18 protein-coding genes are annotated in these 20032 nt (G+C 63.4%); 11 read left to right on the plus strand and 7 right to left on the minus strand.

What is annotated here, in order from left to right; all coding sequences use genetic code 11:
• The first annotated feature begins 20 nt into the window (after nucleotides 1-20).
• The 8 genes from GGR43_RS20490 (at nucleotide 21) to GGR43_RS20525 (ending at nucleotide 10490) form a co-directional block, all read left to right on the plus strand.
• Nucleotides 21-947 (plus strand): winged helix-turn-helix transcriptional regulator, encoded by a 927-nt coding sequence (locus tag GGR43_RS20490; protein WP_188073673.1) that lies wholly within the window; start codon nucleotides 21-23, stop codon nucleotides 945-947.
• Between the two features lie 323 nt (nucleotides 948-1270).
• Entirely contained in the window at nucleotides 1271-2017 is a 747-nt protein-coding gene (locus GGR43_RS20495; RefSeq protein WP_188073674.1) for an SDR family NAD(P)-dependent oxidoreductase, read from the plus strand.
• On the plus strand, nucleotides 2014-3498 hold the full coding sequence (locus tag GGR43_RS20500) for an aldehyde dehydrogenase family protein (protein WP_188073675.1): 1485 nt from the start codon (nucleotides 2014-2016) through the stop codon (nucleotides 3496-3498). Before GGR43_RS20495 ends, GGR43_RS20500 begins: the two co-directional genes overlap by 4 nt.
• Before the next feature lie 174 nt (nucleotides 3499-3672).
• A complete protein-coding gene (locus GGR43_RS20505) occupies nucleotides 3673-5859 on the plus strand; it encodes a TonB-dependent receptor (RefSeq protein WP_223177546.1) in 2187 nt (728 codons plus the stop codon).
• Between the two features lie 1188 nt (nucleotides 5860-7047).
• On the plus strand, nucleotides 7048-8319 hold the full coding sequence (locus tag GGR43_RS20510; protein WP_188073677.1) for a cytochrome P450: 1272 nt from the start codon (nucleotides 7048-7050) through the stop codon (nucleotides 8317-8319).
• On the plus strand, nucleotides 8289-8705 hold the full coding sequence (locus GGR43_RS20515; protein WP_188073678.1) for a limonene-1,2-epoxide hydrolase family protein: 417 nt from the start codon (nucleotides 8289-8291) through the stop codon (nucleotides 8703-8705). The genes GGR43_RS20510 and GGR43_RS20515 overlap by 31 nt, the downstream gene beginning before the upstream one ends.
• Nucleotides 8706-8718: 13 nt before the next feature.
• Entirely contained in the window at nucleotides 8719-9510 is a 792-nt protein-coding gene (locus tag GGR43_RS20520; RefSeq protein WP_188073679.1) for a sugar phosphate isomerase/epimerase family protein, read from the plus strand.
• A gap of 29 nt (nucleotides 9511-9539) precedes the next feature.
• Nucleotides 9540-10490, plus strand: coding sequence for an aldo/keto reductase (locus GGR43_RS20525; protein ID WP_188073680.1), 951 nt, complete (start codon nucleotides 9540-9542; stop codon nucleotides 10488-10490).
• Here GGR43_RS20525 and GGR43_RS20530 read toward each other — a convergent pair whose 3' ends face one another.
• Genes GGR43_RS20530 through GGR43_RS20545 form a run of 4 tightly spaced genes read right to left on the minus strand, consistent with a single transcriptional unit; the run spans nucleotide 10491 to nucleotide 14535 of the window.
• The gene (locus tag GGR43_RS20530; RefSeq protein ID WP_188073681.1) at nucleotides 10491-11363 is read right to left on the minus strand and encodes a sugar phosphate isomerase/epimerase family protein; all 873 of its coding nucleotides are present in this window, start codon (nucleotides 11361-11363) and stop codon (nucleotides 10491-10493) included.
• The gene (locus GGR43_RS20535; RefSeq protein ID WP_188073682.1) at nucleotides 11360-12337 is read right to left on the minus strand and encodes an NAD(P)H-quinone oxidoreductase; all 978 of its coding nucleotides are present in this window, start codon (nucleotides 12335-12337) and stop codon (nucleotides 11360-11362) included. The genes GGR43_RS20530 and GGR43_RS20535 overlap by 4 nt, the downstream gene beginning before the upstream one ends.
• Before the next feature lie 15 nt (nucleotides 12338-12352).
• On the minus strand, nucleotides 12353-13246 hold the full coding sequence (locus GGR43_RS20540) for an enoyl-CoA hydratase (RefSeq protein WP_188073683.1): 894 nt from the start codon (nucleotides 13244-13246) through the stop codon (nucleotides 12353-12355).
• Entirely contained in the window at nucleotides 13243-14535 is a 1293-nt protein-coding gene (locus GGR43_RS20545; protein ID WP_188073684.1) for a spinster family MFS transporter, read from the minus strand. Before GGR43_RS20545 ends, GGR43_RS20540 begins: the two co-directional genes overlap by 4 nt.
• Nucleotides 14536-14698: 163 nt before the next feature.
• Between GGR43_RS20545 and GGR43_RS20550 the strand changes: the two genes are divergently transcribed.
• Nucleotides 14699-15430, plus strand: a complete 732-nt coding sequence (locus GGR43_RS20550) for a class II aldolase/adducin family protein (protein ID WP_246343950.1) — start codon at nucleotides 14699-14701, stop codon at nucleotides 15428-15430.
• Nucleotides 15431-15470: 40 nt separating this feature from the next.
• Here GGR43_RS20550 and GGR43_RS20555 read toward each other — a convergent pair whose 3' ends face one another.
• Genes GGR43_RS20555 through GGR43_RS20565 form a run of 3 tightly spaced genes read right to left on the minus strand, consistent with a single transcriptional unit; the run spans nucleotide 15471 to nucleotide 18200 of the window.
• Nucleotides 15471-15776 (minus strand): NIPSNAP family protein, encoded by a 306-nt coding sequence (locus GGR43_RS20555; RefSeq protein WP_223177547.1) that lies wholly within the window; start codon nucleotides 15774-15776, stop codon nucleotides 15471-15473.
• A gap of 19 nt (nucleotides 15777-15795) precedes the next feature.
• Nucleotides 15796-17370, minus strand: a complete 1575-nt coding sequence (locus GGR43_RS20560; protein WP_188073687.1) for an acetolactate synthase large subunit — start codon at nucleotides 17368-17370, stop codon at nucleotides 15796-15798.
• A 20-nt stretch (nucleotides 17371-17390) separates the two neighbouring features.
• The gene (locus GGR43_RS20565) at nucleotides 17391-18200 is read right to left on the minus strand and encodes an SDR family oxidoreductase (protein WP_188073688.1); all 810 of its coding nucleotides are present in this window, start codon (nucleotides 18198-18200) and stop codon (nucleotides 17391-17393) included.
• A gap of 95 nt (nucleotides 18201-18295) precedes the next feature.
• On the opposite strand from GGR43_RS20565, the gene GGR43_RS20570 reads away from it, so the two are divergent.
• Nucleotides 18296-19498 (plus strand): aromatic ring-hydroxylating oxygenase subunit alpha, encoded by a 1203-nt coding sequence (locus GGR43_RS20570; RefSeq protein WP_188073689.1) that lies wholly within the window; start codon nucleotides 18296-18298, stop codon nucleotides 19496-19498.
• Between the two features lie 4 nt (nucleotides 19499-19502).
• Nucleotides 19503-20030: a VOC family protein gene (locus GGR43_RS20575; protein WP_188073690.1), complete on the plus strand. Its 528-nt coding sequence runs from the start codon at nucleotides 19503-19505 to the stop codon at nucleotides 20028-20030.
• The last annotated feature ends 2 nt before the right edge of the window (nucleotides 20031-20032 follow it).

The raw sequence follows: 20032 nt of genomic DNA on the forward strand, positions 1-20032 counted from the left end.
TGGAGGGATTCGCGCGCATCATGGAAGCATTCGCCGGCATGGAGGCACGGCGCAGTTCGGTCTCCGCGACCTTCGATATCGTCGGCGATCACTGGATGCTGCTCCTGCTCGACCAGCTTTTCCGGGGGCGGACGAACTGGTCGATCCTCCTGCAAAAGCTCGAGGTTTCCCCCTCCACGCTCAGCAAGCGGCTGGGGCAGCTTATCGATGCCGAATGCCTCGAAAAGATCCATTCGGGCGGACGGGCGATCGACTATCGATTGACGGAGCGCGGCGAGGATCTCTTCTACACGCTGCTGGCGGGCGAAGAATGGCAGCGGCGCTGGGGCGGCGCCGATACGCCGCCGCTGTGGCGCCATAGCTGCGGCGCGCCGCTTTCGGTGCGCTCGGCCTGCCGGGCGTGCGACCGCGACGTCCAGATCGTCGAGGTCGCGTTCCGGCCAGGGCCAGGGACCAGCGATGCGATCGCCGCGCAGCCGGGACGACGGTTCCGCAACAACAAGGCGGGCGTATCCGACTGGGCCGATTCGGACCATCCGCTTGGCCTGCTGCTTCAGGTGCTGGGCGACCGGCGGGCCATGCCGCTGCTCGCGGCGCTCTATCTCGGCCTGCACCGCTTCGACGAGATAGAGCGCTGGACCGGCATTCATCCGGCGATCATTTCCGACCGGCTGCGCAAGCTCCAGTTGCTCGGCCTCATCAAGATGCGCCTCTATCAGGAGCGCCCCGACCGCTATCTCTACAGCCTCGCCGCGTCCGGGCGGGCGATGTTCTCGGTCACGCTGCAGATGATGAAATGGGGCGACAAATGGTGCTATGGCGAAGGCAATGAACCGCTGATCCTGACGCACAAGCCCTGCGGGGAACGGCTCCATTCGGACCTCCAATGCCGGAACTGCGGTAAGCCGGTCGCCTATCGCGACTGCCAGCCGATGGCCGAAGACTGACAGTCGACTGATCGAAAATCACAGCGCCTGTTCGGTCCCTCCTTGGGGGACCGGTTCGGTTGCGTGCGCCGGTCGCCGGGCACCGCCGCCGTTGCCGCCTGCCCGCCGGGCATGCTTTTGCCGACGCAGGGGCAATTCCTTCAATAAGTTCATTATCGAGACTTAAAGGGAAGGTCGGAAAAGCCGGCCTATTTTCGTCATTTTCCCCATATTTCTCCCCATTTTTGCAAAATTCCCTTTTCTTACGCTTGACAGATTGCGTGAATGAGGCAAGGTTTCTTCTATAACAATAGTAGGAGAGGGAAGTGACGGGATTCGCTTTGATGCCATCTCGCGGGACCAGGGTTGCCGTTGCCGGAGGGTGCGGCGGAATGGGGCGCGCGTTCGTGCGCGCCGCTGCCGATGCCGGTCTCGATGTGGTGGTGCTCGACCTTCCCGGCGCGATCGAGGCGTTCCCGCCGCCGCAAGGCGTGCGGGCTATCGCCTGCGACGCATCGGACGAGGCGCAGGTCGTCGCGGCGTTCGACGCCATGGCCAAGGATGCCCCGCATCTCGACGCCTTTATCAATTTCGTCGGCTTCACCAATGAGCCCAGGCCCCTTGAGGCGATGGCGCTTGCCGAGTGGAACGAGATCATCACCGGATCGCTGACCAGCGCCTTCCTGCTCAGCCGCGCGGCCATCCCGCTGCTGCGCGCGGCGGACAGCGCGGCGATCGTCCATGTGTCGTCCACCTTCGGCGTGTGGGTGCCGCAAAGCGGCTTCGGCCCCTATGCCGTTTCCAAGGCGGGGGTCATCAATCTGGTGCGCGTGCTGGCGACCGAGTGCGGGCCGGATATCCGCGTCAACGGGCTGGCGCCGGGGATCACCCGCACCGCCTTTCTCGACGGCGGCACGGGCCGCCCGGCGAAGCAGAAGAAAACCGATACGGAGATGGTTGCGGCGATGGTCCCGGCCAAGAGGATCGCCCAGCCGGAGGACATGCTTGGCGCGCTGTTCTTCCTGATCGGGCCGGGGTCGCATTATGTCACGTCGCAGACGCTGCACGTCAACGGGGGGCTTTGGTCATGACGGTCGCGCACCAGACGGTCACCAGTTTCATCGACGGCGCGTTCGTACCCGCGCGCGGCGAGCCGCTCGCCATCGTCAACCCGGCCGACGAGAGTATCGCCGGAACGTTGCACGAAGCCGACGAGGCCGAGGTGGCGGCGGCGGTGGATGGGGCAGCGCGGGCGTTCCGTTCCGGCCCCTGGCCCCGCATGGTCATGGCCGAGCGCAGGAAAGTCTTTCAGCGCATAATCGAAGCCGTGCGCGACAATATGGACGAACTGGCTGCGCTGGAAACCGCCGCGACCGGTCAGCCGATCCACTATTCGCGCTTCATCCAGTTGCCCCGGATCATCGCCAATTTCGAATTCTACGCCGAATGGCCCGCCTATGCGTTGGAAACCGCCACCAGCGAGCGCGGCCGGTCGCTGCGCTATGTGCTGCGCGAGCCGCTTGGGCCGGTGGCGCTGATCTCGCCGTCCAACGCGCCGACCGCGCTGGCTTCCACCAAAGTCGCCGCCGCTCTTGCCTTCGGCAATACATGCGTGGTCAAGACGTCCGAGAACACGCCGATGGCGCTCGCCCGCTTCGTCCAGTTGCTGCATGAGGCCGGGGTGCCGGAGGGCGTCGTCAACATGGTCAACGGGCGCGGGCAGGTGACGGGCGACGCGCTGGTGCGGCATCCGGCGATCAAGGCGGTGTCCTTCACCGGCGGCACCGCGACCGCGCGCCATATCGCGGCGGCGGCGGGGCAGGGGCTGAAGCGCGTCGACCTCGAACTGGGCGGCAAGTCGGCGAACATCGTCATGCCCTCGGCCGATCTGGACAAGGCGCTCGACGCGGCGTTGATCGCGGTGTTCACCAACAGCGGCCAGCAATGCTTCGCCGGGTCGCGGCTCGTTCTCCACCGGTCGATCGCCGAGGATTTCCTCGGTCGTTTCGCGGAGCGGGCGGACGCGATCCGGGTCGGTCATCCTTATGAAGAGGGCGTCGAGAACGGCCCGCTGGCGCATGCGAACAGCTACAGGCGGGTCGAGCGGATGATCGCGGAAGCGCGTGAGGATGGCTGCGCGGTGCTGGCCGGAGGGCGGCGGGCGGACGGTTTCGACAAGGGCTATTATTACCGCCCGACCGTGTTGCGCGCGCCGTCCAACGACGTGCGCATCTGTCAGGAGGAAGTGTTCGGCCCGGTCGCGGCGGCGATCGTCGTCGATTCGCTGGACGAGGCGATCGCAGTGGCGAATGGCTCGCGTTATGGGCTGGTCTCCTATGTCTGGACCAACGACCTGCGCGAGGCGATGCGCGCGGCGGAATCGATCGAGGCGGGATGGGTGCATGTGAACACGCCGATGCTGGCACTCGACCCGCGCTTCCCGTTCGGTGGCTATAAGGAATCGGGTGTCGGGCGCGACGGAGCGCCCGCGGCCCGCAGCTTCTTCACCGAGGAGAAGACGGTGAACTACGCGATGCAATTGCCCCCGCTGCCGCAGCTCGGCAAAGTTTAATCAATAAACATAGTTTTGAATTGCTCCGCTTTCGCGGAGAAAAAACCGGAATTTTGCGAGAAATGCGATTCCATATGGGAATTCTGCATCTTGATTATATAGTAACTTCATTATATGTATTAATCAAACGGCTGCGGCTCGACACGCGAAGCCGATGAGGGAGGATTAGCTGACATGACCAGATCCATTTGCTTTTTGATGACGTCCCTGACCGCGATCGCCGCGGCGACCGGCGCCCCGGCGCGCGCCGGGGCGGCCGCGCCGGAACAGCAGCAGCGCGCATCCATCAATGACGAGATCGTCGTCACCGCCCAGCGCCGCGAGGAGCGGTTGCAGGACGTCCCGCTGTCGATTTCGGCGGTCAGTGGCGAAGCGCTCGAAAAGACCGGCACGTCGAACATCAACGGGCTTGCGACCTTCACCCCCAGCCTGACCTATGCCGAATTCAATGCGTCGGACCCCAATATCTATATTCGCGGCATCGGCTCGCACTTCGACGGCGGCGGGCTGGAGCGCTCGGTCGCGGTGTTCGTGGACGACGTCTATCTGGGCCGTGCGGCAGGCGGCACGGCGGATATTTTCGACCTCGACCGGGTCGAGGTGCTGCGCGGGCCGCAGGGCACGCTGTTCGGCAAGAACACCGTCGGCGGCGCGATCAACCTGATCAGCGCGGCGCCGAACGCCACCACCCGGTTCAAGGCCGGTGCCGAGGTCGGCAGCTATGGCACGATCAATGTGCGGGGCATGGCCAATGCCGCGCTGACGGACGGCATCAACGGCCGCTTCTCTTTCGTTTCGCGGCGGCATAACGGCTATGCGCGCAGCGCGCTGACCGGCAACAGGATCGAGGATCTGCAAAGCACCGCGCTGCGTGGCGCGCTGTCGACGGAGCCGAGCGACCGGCTGAAGATCACCCTGTCGGCCGATTATTACAAGCGCACCGGCAAGGGTCTCAACAAATGGGCGGTCAGCCAGGTGAGCGACGCCTATACCCGCGCCAACGGCCCCAGCCGCCGCAACAACTATGTGCCCGACGGCCGTCAGGACAATGAGGCCTGGGGCACGTCGCTGCGGATCAACTATGATGCGGGCATCGGCGACATCACCTCGATCACCGCCGTCCGCGGGTCGCATTCGAAAATCGATGTCGCGCTGGCGGGCGTCCGCGTCGACAAGACCCGGCCCGACATATCGGCGCCGTTCAACCTGGTCAGCAACGCGATCGATGAAAAGGCGGTCCAATATTCACAGGAATTCCGTTTCGCGTCCGACTTTTCCGGGCCGTTCAACTTCCTTGCGGGCGCCTTCCTCTATCGTGAGATAGTCGATCGTGACGAGCACAGCACCATCGTCTTCCGCACGGCGGCCGCCGACCAGTCCGACGACTTCAGGACCAGGAGCAAGGCCAACAGCGTCGCGGCTTTCGTCGACGGCACGCTGAACGTGAGCGATGCTTTCTCGCTGACGGCGGGCATCCGCTTCACCCATGACCACAAGAAGTTCCGCAATGTCGCCAACAGCAACCGCTTTCCGACCGGCGGCTTTCCGTTCGACGTGACGGCCAAATATTCGTCGGATGCGACGACCCCGCGCTTCACCGCCAAATATCAGTTCAACCCCAATTCGATGGCCTATGCGACTATTTCCAGGGGCTTCAAGTCCGGGGGGTTCGACGGGCAGCCGACCAGCCGGCTCGCGGCGGTCTTCCCGGTGAAGCCGGAGCATGTGACCAACTATGAAATCGGCACCAAGAACAGCTTCTTCGACCGCAAGCTGACGCTCGACCTGTCGGCCTTCCACATGCGCTACACCGATCTTCAGGTGCAGAGCCTTGTCGATATACCGGGCTCCAACGTTCCCATCACCGCGCTGTTCAACGCCGGGAAATCCGACATCAACGGCTTCGAGGTGTCGGGGTCGCTGGCGCTGGCGCGGGACACGCGGATCGGCTTCAACTATGGGTATCTGGACGCCAAGTTCAAAAGCGATCTCATCATCAGCGGGGTCAACGTCAACGGCAAATATCTGGAGCGCGCGCCCAAGCATACTTTCGGCGTCACGCTGAACCACAGCAGCGAGCTCAGCGATAATTTCGCCCTCGACGTGAACTCGGGCCTCACCTATTCGGGCAAATATTATTCCGAGATCACCAATAACGAGAATGCCGCCGTCAGCGCCTATGCCGTGTGGGATGGCGAGGTGCGGCTGCGTTCGACCAGCGCGAACTGGTATGTCGGGGTGTGGGCGAAGAACATCACCAACACCTATTATCCGACCTATGTATTGCTGACGGCGAATACCGGCTTCGTCAACTATGCCGCGCCGCGCACGATCGGCGGAACCTTCGGCATCGAGTTCTGATCAGCTAAAAGAATGGGGTTGGAAGGCCGATATGCCGGCCCTCCAACCCCTTTCGCTGTTTCAAAACGTCGCCCGAGACTATCCGGCCGGTGATGATGATGCATGTGCGCTTTTTACCTGAACCTGCGAAACATGGAGAACCTGCTTTCGAGCGCGGCATCGATATCAGCCATGAACGGTGCGCTTGTTGGAACAGGTTCGGCCCTCTGTTCACCAACGACATCCGTCGACAGCGAGTGAGTCGGATACGAGGTTTTCGGCACTGGAAATGGCATCTCGATGATATAGTGAAGGCGGTCGGTGAGATCGTCTACCTTTGCGTGCAGTCGATCAGGAAGGCGAGGTCCCGGAGAGTTAGGCGCGACAAGCGGGCGGTACTCGCATTTGGGAAGAAAGCGCTCAAGGGGCATGGGTCACCTGAAGCGATCCCCACTGACGGCCGGCGCTCCACGGCGTCGCCATGGCTGAACGGGGGAAATCGGGAAAGGAAGAGATCGAATGCTGGGTCAACAACCGGTTAAGAACAGCCATCTTCCCTTCCGACGGCGGCAACGGGCAACGCTGCGGTTCAGGCAGATAGAGGCACTGCAGAAATTTGCTTCCGTCTACGCCAACGTCCACAAACCACTTTTCTCCGGAGGGCCACCTCGTTGACCGACAAACCTAAAGGATAGACGCTCCGCCGCCTTGGCCAGATGGCTGTCCCTATGAACTAGGATGTTGCTCCCGATATCCGATATGAATCCTATGGAGACGAGTTCGCGTTCGTCTAACAGGGCCACCAGTTCTCTATGATAGTTGGCTGATTTTATTATAGAAATACAAAAATCAACAATGTGAGGCACCCATTTTTGTTTTCTGGCTATTTATGCCATCGATCTTCTGTCTGGAGACACCAGAAGAGTCTTTCCCACAAGGTAGCTGAGGCTTCTCTCCGCCGTCGCCTCGCGTTCGAACTGGGCGAAGGACAGCATCATATTGGGGTAAGATGCGTATGCTGGTGGTGTTGAACGACAGGATGGTGCTCAAAGATTGCATGGCATTGATGAGAGAGTGATTCCTTTGTTCGACGGTGTAGGATCGGGCAGCACCCTGCGCAGCTTCCCACGGCGTCACTGTATAAAAGTATAACATATTGCACATTGTTAAAATTGCGCTACCTTGCTGTGGATAGACAGCGGAGGGGATATGAACGCGGAGGACGTCGCCAAGGCAGATTTGCTTCACGCTGTCGATCCGATGGATCCGGAGATCCTGGCGGAACCGTTTTCCTTTCTTGCGATGCTCCGGCAGAGCGCGCCGGTCTGGCGCGATCCCCGGACGCGGATCGTGCATGTGTCGACGCATGCTCTGGTGGTGGAGGTCAACAAGCGACCCAAATTATTCTCCAGCGCGATGGCGCATCTGCTCAAATCGGGTGGCACTGGGGCCATCGATGCGGAAGAGGCGGCGATCATGGCGCAGGGCTTGCCCTGGATCGATACGATGATCACCGCCGATCCCCCGGTCCATTCCCGGTACAAGCGCATCGCCATGAAGGCGTTCACGCCCCTGCGGGTGGAGGCGATGGCCGATTATATCCGTGAGACCACCCACAGGCTGATCGACGGTTTCGCAGCGAAGGGCTCGGTCGAGTTCAAGAGCTGTTTCGCGGACCAGTTGCCCTCGATCATCATCGCGGACATGCTGGGCGTGCCCCGGTCCGATATTCCGCGTTTCCAGCAATGGTTGCGATCCGTCGTCAGCCGCATTGCGGGCGGAGCCTCGCGCGAGGCGCGGATCGCCGCGGCGCGGGATGAGATCGCGTTGCAGCGCTATCTGCTCGCCGCGATAGAGGAACGCCGGGCCGTCCCGCGCGACGATGTGATTTCCGACCTTGTCCATGCGACGCTGGCCGATGAGGGCGATCCAAGGCCGCTGGAAAATGTGGAACTGCTGGGCATACTCCATCAGATATTCACCGCCGGGCAGGAGACGACGGCGCAGGCACTCAGCTATGGCGTCTATCAGCTCCTCCGGCATCCGGACCAGTTGCAGGCGGCGAGAGCGGATGCCTCTCTTTACATGGGACATGTCGAGGAGACGCTGCGGCATCTGACGCCAGTCAGCGCGATGTGGCGGATCGTGCGCCAGGACACCGAACTGGGCGGTGTCCGGCTTTACCAAGGCGACATAATATTACTGCGCTACACTTCGGCCAATCGCGACGAAATGCGCTTCCCCGATCCGGATGCTTTCGATCTGGCGCGCGCCAATGCGCGAGATCATCTCGCCTTCGGCGCGGGTATCCATAGCTGCCTGGGCATGGCGTTGGCACGTAAGGAAATGCAGCTCGCCTTTCCTATCCTTTTCGAACGGCTCGACGGGCTGCGGCTCTCGGCGGGTGACAGCTTCTCGTTCCTGCCGAGCCTGCTGCTGCGCGGCGTGGCGTGTCTGAATCTGGAGTTCGACCCGAAATGACAACGAATATTCAAAAGGTTGAAGCCTTTGTCGCAGCCTGGAATGAGGGCAATGCCGCGCATATCATCGCCGCTTTCGCGCCCGATGCGATCTATCACAACATCCCTATGCCTGCTGTGGAGGGCAAGGACCAGATCGCCGGGACGATCCAGGGACTGCTCGCCGCCATGACGGAGATCGATTGGCGGATCATGGCGATTGCGCAGGCGGGCGACGGCTCCGTCCTGACCGAGCGGGTCGATGCCTTTGTGATGGGCGGCCAGCGGATTTCTCTGCCGGTTATGGGCATTTTCGAATTCCGGGACGGGTCGATCCGCCGCTGGGCAGACTATTTTGATCTGGAAAGCTATCAGCGCCAATTGGCGGGGACGACCGCCGCGGAGTAAGGAAAGCAGGCCGATGACCGTTCCTCTTCTTAGCCTTGCGTCCGGGGTGTTGCCGGAGCATCCGGCGGAGACCCTCGCCGATGCGGCCTCGGCGGCCGGCTTTGCGGCCTTCGGCGTGCGGATCGAGCCTTGCGAATGGAGCGACCGGCGGGCGCATGACCTCGCCCGGCGGGCGGAGGACGAGGGCCTCCTCATCCTCGACGCGGAAGTGCTCTGGATCAAGGCCGGGAAGCTTCCGCCCGACCTGTTCCGGCTGATCGATCTGGCGGCAATCATGGGCGCGAAGAACCTGCTGGCGGTCAGTTCCGATCCGGACGAGGGCAGCACGGTGGAGAAGTTCGCGCGGCTTTGCGATCATGCCCGGCCGATCGGAATCCCCGTTTCACTCGAGTTCGGCCGGTTCACCACCGTGCCTGATATCCATGCCGCCCGGCGCATTCTCGGTGCGGCGGCCCGGCCCAATGCCCGCCTGCTTGTCGATCCGCTGCACTGGTCGCGTTCCGGGGGCTGCGTCGAGGATGTGGCGTCGGCGCCCGCTTCGCTGTTCGCCTATGCCCAGCTTTGCGATGCGGGGCCGGACCGGCCCGATCCAGAGGATTTCAACGCCATCCGCGCCGAGGCGCTGGACGGACGTCTGTTGCCCGGCGAGGGAGTGCTGCCCCTGCGCGCGCTGCTGGACGCCTTGCCGCCCGGCCTGCCGTTGAGCATCGAATTGCGATCCCGCGCCTTGCGCGACCGGTTTCCCGATCCCATCGCGCGCGCCGCGCATTTGCTGGAGCGGACGCTGGGATGGTATCGTCGATAACCGACCCAAGCCGAAAAGGAGCCTCCGCCATGACCCCCGTTCAACGCCCGCTCGGCCGCAGCGGCCTTTCCACCACGCCGTTGGTGCTGGGCGGCAATGTCTTCGGCTGGACTTGCGACACGGCGCAGGGTTTCGCGGTGCTCGATGCCTTTGTCGGCGGCGGTGGGCAGATGATCGACACCGCCGACATGTACACCAACTGGATTCCGGGCCTGTCTGGCGGCGAATCCGAGCGGCTGATCGGCAACTGGCAGCATGACCGCCGGTGCCGCGATCGTATAGTGATCGCTACCAAGATAGGCCGAGACAATCCGCCATGCAGCGGGCTGTCCCGCGCATCGATCGTTGCCGGGGTGGAGCGGTCGCTGCAACGCTTGCGGACGGATTATATCGATATCTATTTTGCCCATCTGGACGACGCCAGCGTACCGCTGGAAGAGACGCTGCGCGCGTTCGACGATCTGGTGCGCGCGGGCAAGGTCCGGGCGCTGGGGGCGTCGCATTATGATGCGGAGCGGATGAAGGAAGCTGCGGCTTTGTGTGCCGCCAACGGCCTTGCCCGTTACGAGGTGTTGCAGCCTCGCTATAATCTGCTGACGCGGGGCGATTTCGAAGGGGCGCTGCAGGACTATTGCATGGCCAATGACGTCGCCGTCGTCCCTTTCTATGCGCTGGCGAGCGGGTTTCTGACCGGGAAATATCGCTCGGCCGACGATCTTGCGGGCAAGCATCGCGGCCCGGAGGTCGCGCCCTATCTGACGGACAGGGGCTTTGCCGTTCTGGCCGCGCTGGATGCGGTCGCCGCCGAAACGGGACTGCAACCGGCGCAGATCGCGCTGGCCTGGCTGAACGCCCAGCCGGGGATCACCGCGCCGATTGCCAGCGCGACCAACGTCGAACAGGTCGAGGAACTGCTCGCCGTGCTGACGCTGGAGCTTTCGCCGGAGCAGCTCTCCATGCTCGATGCTGCTGGACGGTAGCTAATCCGTTCCGAGAGCATTTGCGAGGATCGTATTCGTCCAGGCAAAGGCTTCCCGCGCCCGATCGAGGGGCGGCATGTCGGCTTGTCTTCTGCCGGACTGGGGCGCTTCCACATCCAGATCGGCGTTTTCGTGCAGCGCGCGCAGAAAATCGGCGAGGGGGAAGTTGCCTGTTCCCGGCATCAGCCTGTCGAGCGCCTCGGCGTGATAGTCTGCTGACCGGTGCAGGCCGATGCCGTCGCAAATCTGGGCATAGACGATCCGCCGGGGAGGGACGGCGCGGATGTCCTCGACGCTGCCGCCGCTACGGATGAGATGCAGCGCGTCGACGCCGATACCGATGGTGTCCCGGCCGGCTTGCTCGACGAACCACAAGGCGCGTTGCAGCGAATTGCAGGCGGGGGACAGGCCCATGAATTCCAGCCCCACGCCCACGCCATATTCGGCGGCGATATCGGTCAGTTCCCCCAGCTTATGCAGTGCCCGTGCCTCGTCGCGGTCATGGATATGGGTGACGGCCCGCCGCGCGCCCAGTTCCGCACCCAGAGCGATGGCATCCCGATAGCTTTCGACCGGTACCTCGGCGGCGATCGGGAAATATTCGAAACTGGTCACACCTACGCCATGGTCGCGCAGGCTGTTCCGCACAGCGCGGATATTCCGCCGGTCCACCGTCGGAAAAGCGGCCTTGCCTCCGCCCGTCAAGGTGATAGCGGGCACATGAGTGAACAGGCAGACATGGCCGAATCCCGCCGTCGCCGCAATTTGAGGCAGGGCGGCGGGCGGCACCTCCCGAACGGTCAGCTGATGCAGCGCCAGCGCCCTTTGCCTGCCTGTGCGCTGCGGTTCCTCGCCAGGATGGTGCGGGGTCACGGATCGACGGTCAGCACGACCTTGCCGAATTGCTGCCCCTGTTCCAGCCATTTATGGGCCTGCGCGGCTTCTTCCAATGGAAAGCGCCGGTCTATCGGGATTTGCACCTTTCCTTGCTCGACCCAGGGCCATGCCTGCTCGCGAATGGCGGCGGTCAGCCGGGCCTTTTCAGCGGCGGGCCGCCCGCGCAGGGTGGATGCGCACAGGGTGAGGCGCTTGAACATAAAGCGCAGCAGATCGGTTTCCACGATATTGCCGCCCAGCGTGGCGATCTGGACCAGCCTGCCGTCCTCGTTCAGGGCATCGATATTGCAGTTGAAATAATCGCCGCCGATGATGTCGAGCACGACATCGGCGCCGCCATTATCCTTCACCACCTGGGCGAAATCCTCGCTCGTCACGTCTATCGCCAGATCGGCGCCGAGCCGGACCGCGGTGGCGCATTTCGCCTCCCCCCGCGCCGTGACGAAAACCCGCGCGCCCGCCGCCTTCGCCATGGCGATCGCGGTGACGCCGATGCCGCTGTTGGCGCCGTGGATCAGCGCGGTTTCCCCAGCCTTCAATCGCCCGCGCTCGAACAGGTTGGTGAACACCGTGAAGACGGTTTCCGGCAGACCCGCTGCTTGCTCGAGCGAAAGCCCTTCGGGAACGGGCAGCGCATGGCGGGCGTCGACAACGGTATATTCTGCATAGCCCCCGCCTGGCAGCAGCGCGCAGACCCGGTCGCCGGCCTGCCAGTGCGAGACGGCGGCGCCGACCTTCACCACAGTGCCCGCCACCTCGAGACCGAGGATGTCGGACGCGCCGGGGGGAGGGGGATAATTGCCCTCGCGCTGGGCGATGTCGGGCCGGTTGACGCCCGCCGCCGCCACCCGGATCAGGATTTCATGAGGCTGGGGAACGGGGCGGGGCGCTTCGGTTATCTTCAGGGCTTCGGCCGGACCTTTGCCCCCTTCGATGGTGATGGCTCGCATGGATTTTCCTCGGGATTATTGGGGTTCTTTACGGTTGGCCGCCGCCATGGATTGCGCATCCATATTGGCGATGGCGCTTCCGGACATCAAATCGTTCTGGGCATGGGCAAAATGGTGCATGTGAAACACGGCGTCCATCGCGGTGCGCTTGCCGCGCAAATCCTCGACATGGTTGAGCGCCTGCTTGGTCAGCCAGTTGCCGAGGCGCGGGCGGGTCGCGATTTCGGTAGCCATTGCCCGAACCTTGTCGCGCAGTTCGTCGCGCGGAAAGACTTCGTTGACCATGCCGAATTGCCATGCGCGCTGCGCGGGCATCGGCTCGCCGAGCAGAAGGAAGCCCTTGGCGATGCGTGGCGGCAGCTCAAAGCCATGGGCGAAATATTCGACGCCGGGAATGCCCATACGGTTGACCGGATCCTGGAAATAGGCGTCCTCGCTCGCGACGATCAGGTCGCATACCCATGCCAGCATCAGTCCGCCGGCGATGCACGCGCCCTGCACCATCGCGATGGTCGGCTTGGGAATGTCGCGCCAGCGGCGGCACATGCCGAGATATACCTCATGCTCGCGCGTATAGAGCAGTTCCGCGCCGGGCCTGTCGCTATGGTCGGGCAGCAGATGCCTGCGTTCGAACGGGACGAGGTGGTCGCGCCCCGGCGTGCCGATATCGTGCCCGGCGGAAAAATGCTTGCCTTCGCCGCCGAGGATGATGACCTTCACGGCGTCGTCATCGGTGGCGCGGCGGAAGGCGTCGTCCAGTGCATAGGTCATCTGGCTGTTCTGGGCATTGTGATACTGGGGCCGGTCCATCATGATCCAGGCCAGGGGTCCTTCCACCTGATAGCGCACCGGCCGCGCCGTTTCATAAACCGGGTTGCGGCCTTTGGGAGCGGTAGGGCCCTGGGTCATTTCGCGGTCTCCAGCAACAGGCCGATCCGTCGTCGTCCGCGCAGCGCCATGATGGTTGCCAGCAGCGCGCTGACGCCGCAGACCAGCGACAGCGCCTTGCCGATCCCGCGCGCGTCGCCGAGGAACAGGGCGTCCGCGATGCCGCCGATCAGCGCCGAGCCGACCGCGAGGCCGCCCATGCTGACGATCAGCGTCAGCATTGCGGAGTTGGTGGCGCGTAGGTTGTTCGGCGTCAGGGTCTGCAAGGTGGCGACGGTCACGCCATAATAGGCGTTGGAAAAGAGGATGGCGAAGAACCACATGCCGACCGTCAGTTCCAGCGTCGGCACGAGCGGGGCCATGAAGAACAGGCCCGCGATCGGCGCGACGATGGAGATTGTCCGCATCGGCGCATCGTGAAATCCTCGTGCCATGAATTTCTCGGTCAGTACGGTGGCCAGCGTCGCGCCGAGGATCGGGCTGATGATGTGGATGGTGCCGAGAATGATCCCCGTCTGGCCGGGCGTCAGGCCATAGACCCGGATGAGATGGGTGGGAAACCATGTCAGGCCGCCATAGCTCAGCACCGCCATGAAGGTCGCGGCCAGATAGAGAGGGGCATAATCGCCGCGCCGGCTCCAAAGATAGGTGAAGGCCTCTCCGAAACCGGACTGGCCCTGCGCCTTGCCGCCGCGCCGCGCCGGTTCGTGCACCATCAGGAACAGCGCGGCCACCAGAATGCCCGGCAGGCCGACTGCGATGAAGGTGAACTGCCAGGGCTTGAGGCTGTCGAGGCCGAACGGACTCGACCCGGCATGAGTCGCATAATCGATCACCTGCCCGCCGACGAGAAAGGCCAGTCCCCCGCCGATCATCCCGCCCAGCGTGAACACCGACATGGCGCGGACGAGTCGTTCCTTCCGATACATGTCGGCCAATAGTGAATAACCGGCGGGCGCCAGCGCGGCCTCCCCGACGCCGACGCCTATCCGCGCGAAGAACAGCATCGCATAGCTGTTGGCGAGGCCGCAGGCGAGCGTCATGATGCTCCACAGCAGCACGCCCGCGCCGATGATATGCTTGCGGCTGTACCGATCTGCCAGGCGGCCGAAGGGGATGCCGAGAATGCAGAAGAAAAGGGCGAAGGCGAAGCCCTGAAGCAGGCTCATCTGGAAATCGCTGACGCCGAGGTCGGCCTTGATCGGCTGGACCATCAGCGAGAGGATCTGCCGGTCGATGAACGACACGATATAGCCGATCATCAGGACGACCAGCGCGAACAGCGCCTGGCCCCTTGTCGGCCAGGGCATGGCCCTGTCGCCGGGGCAGGCAGACCATTCAACCCCGTCCCCTTGCGTTTGCTTCAACATTTTTCCGGCTGCCTCTTCTAAAAAATATACAATGTTATATAATTGATCCCTGTGCAAGGGGCAAGGAGAGGCACGAATGGATAAAAGGGCGGATTTGTCGGTGATGGACGAGATGACGGTGCGAACCCGGCGGGAGTTGGCCGCATGCTATCGATTGGTCCATCATTTCCGCATGTCGGATCTGATCGCGTCCCATATTTCCTCACGGATTCCGGGGAAGGAAGGTCGGCTGCTGATCAATCCGTTCGGTTCCCTGTTCAACGAGGTAACCGCCAGCAATCTCGTGGAGATCTCCTGTGAAGGACAAGTGCATGAGCCGGCGGGCGCGATCATAAACCCCGCCGGCCTGCTGATCCATTCGGCGGTGCATGCGGCGCGTCCCGAAATCGCCTGCGTCATTCATGTCCATTCGGCCGCGGGAGTCGCGGTTTCGGCGCAGGAAGAGGGACTGCTGCCGATCAGCCAGCAGGCGCTGGTGGTGATGGATCGTCTAGCCTATCATGATTATGAGGGCGTCGCACTGCTGGAAGGGGAAAAGGCGCGCCTGCAAGCGGATTTGGGCGACGCGCGGGCGATGATCCTGCGCAATCATGGCCTGCTGGCCGTAGGGGAAAGCATCGGTGAGGCCTTTTATTGGCTCTATATGCTGCAAAAGGCGTGCGAAATCCAGCTTCTCGCCCAGTCCGGCGGGGCCGCGCTGCGGATGGCCCCGACAGCCATCCGCCAACTGGTCACCGAACAAACGTGCCAGTTCGCTGGTGCCACCATGGGATCGCGCGAATGGGTTGCACTGATGCGCGAGGTAGAGAGGATCGCGCCGGATTACGCGGATTGAGCCTGCGGGCGGCGGAGAACTACACCCCGCCGCCGGGTTTTCAGAACCGGCGATCCATGAAGGTCAGGATTTCTTTCTCGACCCAGCTGTCGAGCTTTCCGCGCAGGTCGTCGCCGGGTGACAGCTTCCCGATGGAACGGGCGTAAGCGGCGCGGAAATGCTCCATATCATCCATTTCCCAAATGTCGATGATGGTGTTCCGCGGTCCGGTGACGCCTGTATAACAGGCCAGCATCTTCACCCCTTCGCCTTCCATCATCGGCTTGATCGTGTGCTCCAGCAGGTTCAGCATGTCATTCATATGGCCGGGCCGGACATGGATTTCGGCGTGCAGATAAACGGTCATTCTCGCATACTCCTGTGAGTCAGATCACGGCTTCGATCAGATGCGGCCCGGTTTTGGCCAGCGCAGCGGCCAGTTGCGCCTCGAACTCTTGGGGGGTCGTGGCGCGGCTGGCCTCTACCCCCATGGCCTCGGCCAGTTTCGTCCAGTCGAGATCGGGATTGCCGAGATCGAACATGGACAGGGCGCGCGGCCCGGCGTCGGACGCGCCGACGCGCTGCAATTCCTGCGTCAGGATCGCATAGCTCCGGTTGGAGAAGAGGATGGTGACGACGTCGAGCCGCTCACGCGCCTGTGTCCAGAGCGCTTGCAGCGTGTACATGGCGCTGCCGTCGGCCTGAAGATTGATGACTTTGCGGCCCGGCGCGCCGACCGCCGCACCGGTTGCCAGCGGTATGCCCTGGCCGATCGCCCCGCCGGTATTGCTGAGCCAGTCATGCATGGGTGCGCCTGCGGTCGCCATCATCGGCCCCAGCCCGTTGGTCGCGGCTTCGTCGGAGATGATGGCCTGTTCCGGCATCAGCCGGGCGAGGATCGCGCCGATCGCGAACTGGTCGAGCGACCCGGACGGGCAGCCCGGTAGCTCCGCAGCAGAGACGGGCCGTGACTGGCCCCCGCCATCCACCATGCCCGCTACGGCGGCCAGCGCCGCCACCCCATCCTCATGCTCCTGCGCGAGATAGTGGATGGTCATGCCTTCGGGCAGAATCCAGCTGGGATAGTTGGGATAGGCGAAGACCGGCACCGGCGGATGGGTTCCGACGAGGATCAGATTGGCGATCCCGGCGAAGCGTTCCATCGCCGTTTCCGCGCGATAGGGCACCCGTTCGACCGCAGGCAGGCCACTGCCACGGGTGACGCGGGGCGCCTGTCCGTCGCACATCAACTCGGCTCCGGTGGCGGCGGCGATGCGGCCGAGCTGGTGCAGCCCGTCGCGCTGCAAGGCCGGGCCGCGCGCCATTATGACGGTGCGCCGGCCGGATTTCAGCAGCGTCGCGGCGCGATCGATGGCGGCGTCCGAGGGCATGGCGGCGGCGATCGGGACGATAGGCGGGGCGGGCGCGCCACCTTCGCTCCATGCCGCGTCGGCGGGCAGAATCAGGGTGGCGACGCCGCCGGGCGCCCCTCGCGCTGCCGCCACTGCCTGTGCGGCGTCCGCGCCGACCGTGGCCGCGCTCTGCGTCCGGCGCACCCAGCGGGAAACCGGGCGTGCCAGCGACTCGATGTCCGACACCAGGGGCGTGTCCCATTGCAGATGATAGGTCGCATGTTCGCCCACGATATTGACGACCGGACTCTGCGCCCGCTTGGCGTTGTGCAGATTGGCGATGCCGTTGCCGAGGCCGGAACCGAGATGCAGCAGCGTGACGGCAGGCTTGCCTGTCATCCGCGCATAGCCGTCCGCCATGCCGGTGACTGCGCCCTCGAACAGGCCCAATATCGGGCGGATCGACAGGATGCGGTCCAGCGCCACGACGAAATGCATTTCGGACGTGCCGGGATTGGCGAAGCAGATGTCCACGCCGCTGGCGGCAAGGCTGTGGATGAGACTTTCCGCCCCGGTCGGGGTGGAATTGCGGGGGGTGTCCTGAACCATGTCGATCTCGCTGATGGGGCTTATTGGGGCAGGCTGGAGCTGGCGAAGCCGGCCGGTGCGGAATGATGGGCCGGAGGTGCCTGCCCTGCCACCGACAGGCCGGAATCGACGACGATGATCTGCCCGGTGATGTGACATGCCTCGTCCGAGGCGAGAAAGACGATAGTCGCCGCGATCTCGCTCGCTTCGCAGGCGGTGCCCAGCGGGGATGCTGCAACGGCGGCCTCGATGGCGGCCTCGCGCCCGCCGCGGAGATGATCGATCAGCGGCGTGACCGTCACGCCGGGACCGATTGCGTTGATCCTGATGCCGAGAGGCGACAGCTCCGACGCGGCGGAGCGGGTCAGACCGACGACGGCATGCTTCACCGCCGTATAGCAATGCGGCCCCATGCCACCCTTGGTGCCCGCCACGCTGGAAAGGGAAATGATCGAACCACTTCGCCTGTCCTTCATTGCGCGGGACGCATGTTTCACGCCGAAGAAAACGCCGTCCAGCATGATCTGCACGGTTCGGGTCCAGTCTTCCGCGCGGATTTCCGTGATCGATCCGATCGCGCCCAGCACACCGGCGCTGTTCACCATTACATCAAGCCTGCCGCAGCGGTGCATCGCTTGCGCGACGGCGGCTTCGACATCCTGTTCGCGGGTCACATCGGTCCTGACATAGGCGCCGCCCAACTCGTCGGCGAGTGCCGTTCCCCGATCGTCATTGAGATCGGCGATCACCACATGGGCGCCCCGCGAGGCCAGCAATCGCGCGGTTGCCTCACCAATTCCGTTGGCTCCGCCCGTGATGACGGCAGACTTGCCGTGAAACTGATTTGACATAGATCAATGATCCTCCCGACGCTTCGACCGATTAGCCTTGCAAAAATTGATACACGCTGCATAAATGGTCGTCAACCAAAGGAGAGGACTCGAAAATGGCCGAAGCTGACACCCCTTCGATGGAGGAGTTGCGTCGCCGTTCGCATCAGGATCTGCGTCGGCGGACCATCGCGCATATGCAGGCCCGGACCACCGATCTGTCCGATGGCCCCCGCCGCATCGATCCCGCCGTCTATGTCGATCCGCGGCGGTTTGAGGAGGAAAAGCGGGAATTGTTCCGCAAGCGCCCGGTCTGTGTCGCGTTGACCGGCGATATTCCCAACCCCGGCGACAAGATGCTGGTGGATGCGCTCGGCCCGGCGATCTTGCTGACGCGCGGAAAGGACGGCGTGCTGCGCGGTTTCCTCAACATGTGCCCGCACCGCGCCGCCCGGCTGGTGAACGAATGTGACGCGCGCAGCCGAATGACCTGCCGGTTCCACGGCTGGACCTTCAATCTGGAAGGCGAGTTGATCGGCCTGCCCGGCAAGGAGGGGTTCGCGGGCATCGACAAGGCCGAACTGGGCCTGATCCCGGTGCCGGTGGCCGAATGGCACGGGATGATCTTCGTCCGGGCGGCGCCGAACGGCGATCCGATCGATGTCGAGGAATGGCTGGGGCCGATGGCCGGCGAACTGGCCCATCTCGAACTCGCGGCGGCGCGTCCGGTGAAAAGCTCGATGATCCCTGCCGGGGCGAACTGGAAATATGCGTTCGACACCTACGGCGAAAGCTATCATTTCGCGACGCTGCATCCGACCACCATCGGCTCGCTGGCCTTTTCCAACACGATGACGCATCGATCCCATGGGCGCCATTTCCGCATCGGCTTCCCGCGCGCGGATTTCATCGATTATGGCGACAAGCCGGAGGACCAGTGGCCGCCGTCCGATTATGGTGGCCTCTACATGGTGTTTCCGGCGATGGTCATCAATGTGAACACGCTGCCGGACGGCGGTATGTTCTACGGCATCAGCCGGGTCTTTCCCGGCGAGACGCCTGACCAGTGCGTCACGCTGATGACGACCTATCGTCCGGGGCATGAGTTGGACGGGCGGCCCGACGATGCGTGGGCGGCCATGCATGATTTCATCGAAAAGGTAGTGCGGACGGAGGATTACAGCGTGTCGGCCGAAGGGCAGCGCAACCTTGCCCATGCGCCGGAGGGATTCCGCATGGTCTTCGGCGCGAACGAGGCCGTTCTGCAGAAACAGCATGCCGAAATCGACCGCATATTGGCGCAAAGCAATGAAAGTTGAGGCAATGAAAAGTCCGATTTCCGATCTGGGTACGGTGTGCCAACTCGCTTATTGTCCGCGCGATTTCGATGCGGCGATCCGTTTCTGGACCGAAACCATGGGGGTCGGCCCGTTCTTCCGCCGTGGCCCGCTGCACTTTCCGGGCATGCTCTATCGAGGCGAACCCACGGACGTGTCGTTCAGCGTCGCGATCGCCTATTGGGGCCACATCCAGATCGAACTGACGCAGGCGCATAACGACGCGCCGTCCATCTATCGCGACTGGCATGAGCAGGGACTGGACGGCCTCAATCATGTCTGCATCGTGGTGGAGGATATCCATGCCGCCCGCGCGCTCTGCGTAGAGCGTGGCCATTCGATCGAGCAGGAGCTTTATTATGAGGGTGGCGGCGCCATCTATGTCGATGCCGGGGGCGGGCCGGGCACGCTGACGGAAATGGTTCAGCTCTCGCCCGAGCAGAAGGAGCGCTTCGCCTCCTATCAGGCGACGGCGCGGAATTGGGACGGCAGCCAGCCGGTGCGGGATCTGTGACC

The organism is Sphingobium jiangsuense, from assembly GCF_014196495.1.
Lineage (GTDB): Bacteria > Pseudomonadota > Alphaproteobacteria > Sphingomonadales > Sphingomonadaceae > Sphingobium > Sphingobium jiangsuense.

What these genes read in the sequence shown, in the direction of transcription:
- GGR43_RS20490 (WP_188073673.1), top strand. Translation starts at nt 21, where the DNA reads ATGGAAGCATTCGCCGGCATGGAGGCACGGCGCAGTTCGGTCTCCGCG.
- GGR43_RS20495 (WP_188073674.1), top strand. Translation starts at nt 1,271, where the DNA reads ATGCCATCTCGCGGGACCAGGGTTGCCGTTGCCGGAGGGTGCGGCGGA.
- GGR43_RS20500 (WP_188073675.1), top strand. Translation starts at nt 2,014, where the DNA reads ATGACGGTCGCGCACCAGACGGTCACCAGTTTCATCGACGGCGCGTTC.
- GGR43_RS20505 (WP_223177546.1), top strand. Translation starts at nt 3,673, where the DNA reads ATGACCAGATCCATTTGCTTTTTGATGACGTCCCTGACCGCGATCGCC.
- GGR43_RS20510 (WP_188073677.1), top strand. Translation starts at nt 7,048, where the DNA reads ATGAACGCGGAGGACGTCGCCAAGGCAGATTTGCTTCACGCTGTCGAT.
- GGR43_RS20520 (WP_188073679.1), top strand. Translation starts at nt 8,719, where the DNA reads ATGACCGTTCCTCTTCTTAGCCTTGCGTCCGGGGTGTTGCCGGAGCAT.
- GGR43_RS20525 (WP_188073680.1), top strand. Translation starts at nt 9,540, where the DNA reads ATGACCCCCGTTCAACGCCCGCTCGGCCGCAGCGGCCTTTCCACCACG.
- GGR43_RS20535 (WP_188073682.1), bottom strand. Translation starts at nt 12,337, where the DNA reads ATGCGAGCCATCACCATCGAAGGGGGCAAAGGTCCGGCCGAAGCCCTG.
- GGR43_RS20540 (WP_188073683.1), bottom strand. Translation starts at nt 13,246, where the DNA reads ATGACCCAGGGCCCTACCGCTCCCAAAGGCCGCAACCCGGTTTATGAA.
- GGR43_RS20545 (WP_188073684.1), bottom strand. Translation starts at nt 14,535, where the DNA reads ATGCCCTGGCCGACAAGGGGCCAGGCGCTGTTCGCGCTGGTCGTCCTG.
- GGR43_RS20550 (WP_246343950.1), top strand. Translation starts at nt 14,699, where the DNA reads ATGGACGAGATGACGGTGCGAACCCGGCGGGAGTTGGCCGCATGCTAT.
- GGR43_RS20555 (WP_223177547.1), bottom strand. Translation starts at nt 15,776, where the DNA reads ATGACCGTTTATCTGCACGCCGAAATCCATGTCCGGCCCGGCCATATG.
- GGR43_RS20560 (WP_188073687.1), bottom strand. Translation starts at nt 17,370, where the DNA reads ATGGTTCAGGACACCCCCCGCAATTCCACCCCGACCGGGGCGGAAAGT.
- GGR43_RS20565 (WP_188073688.1), bottom strand. Translation starts at nt 18,200, where the DNA reads ATGTCAAATCAGTTTCACGGCAAGTCTGCCGTCATCACGGGCGGAGCC.
- GGR43_RS20570 (WP_188073689.1), top strand. Translation starts at nt 18,296, where the DNA reads ATGGCCGAAGCTGACACCCCTTCGATGGAGGAGTTGCGTCGCCGTTCG.
- GGR43_RS20575 (WP_188073690.1), top strand. Translation starts at nt 19,503, where the DNA reads ATGAAAAGTCCGATTTCCGATCTGGGTACGGTGTGCCAACTCGCTTAT.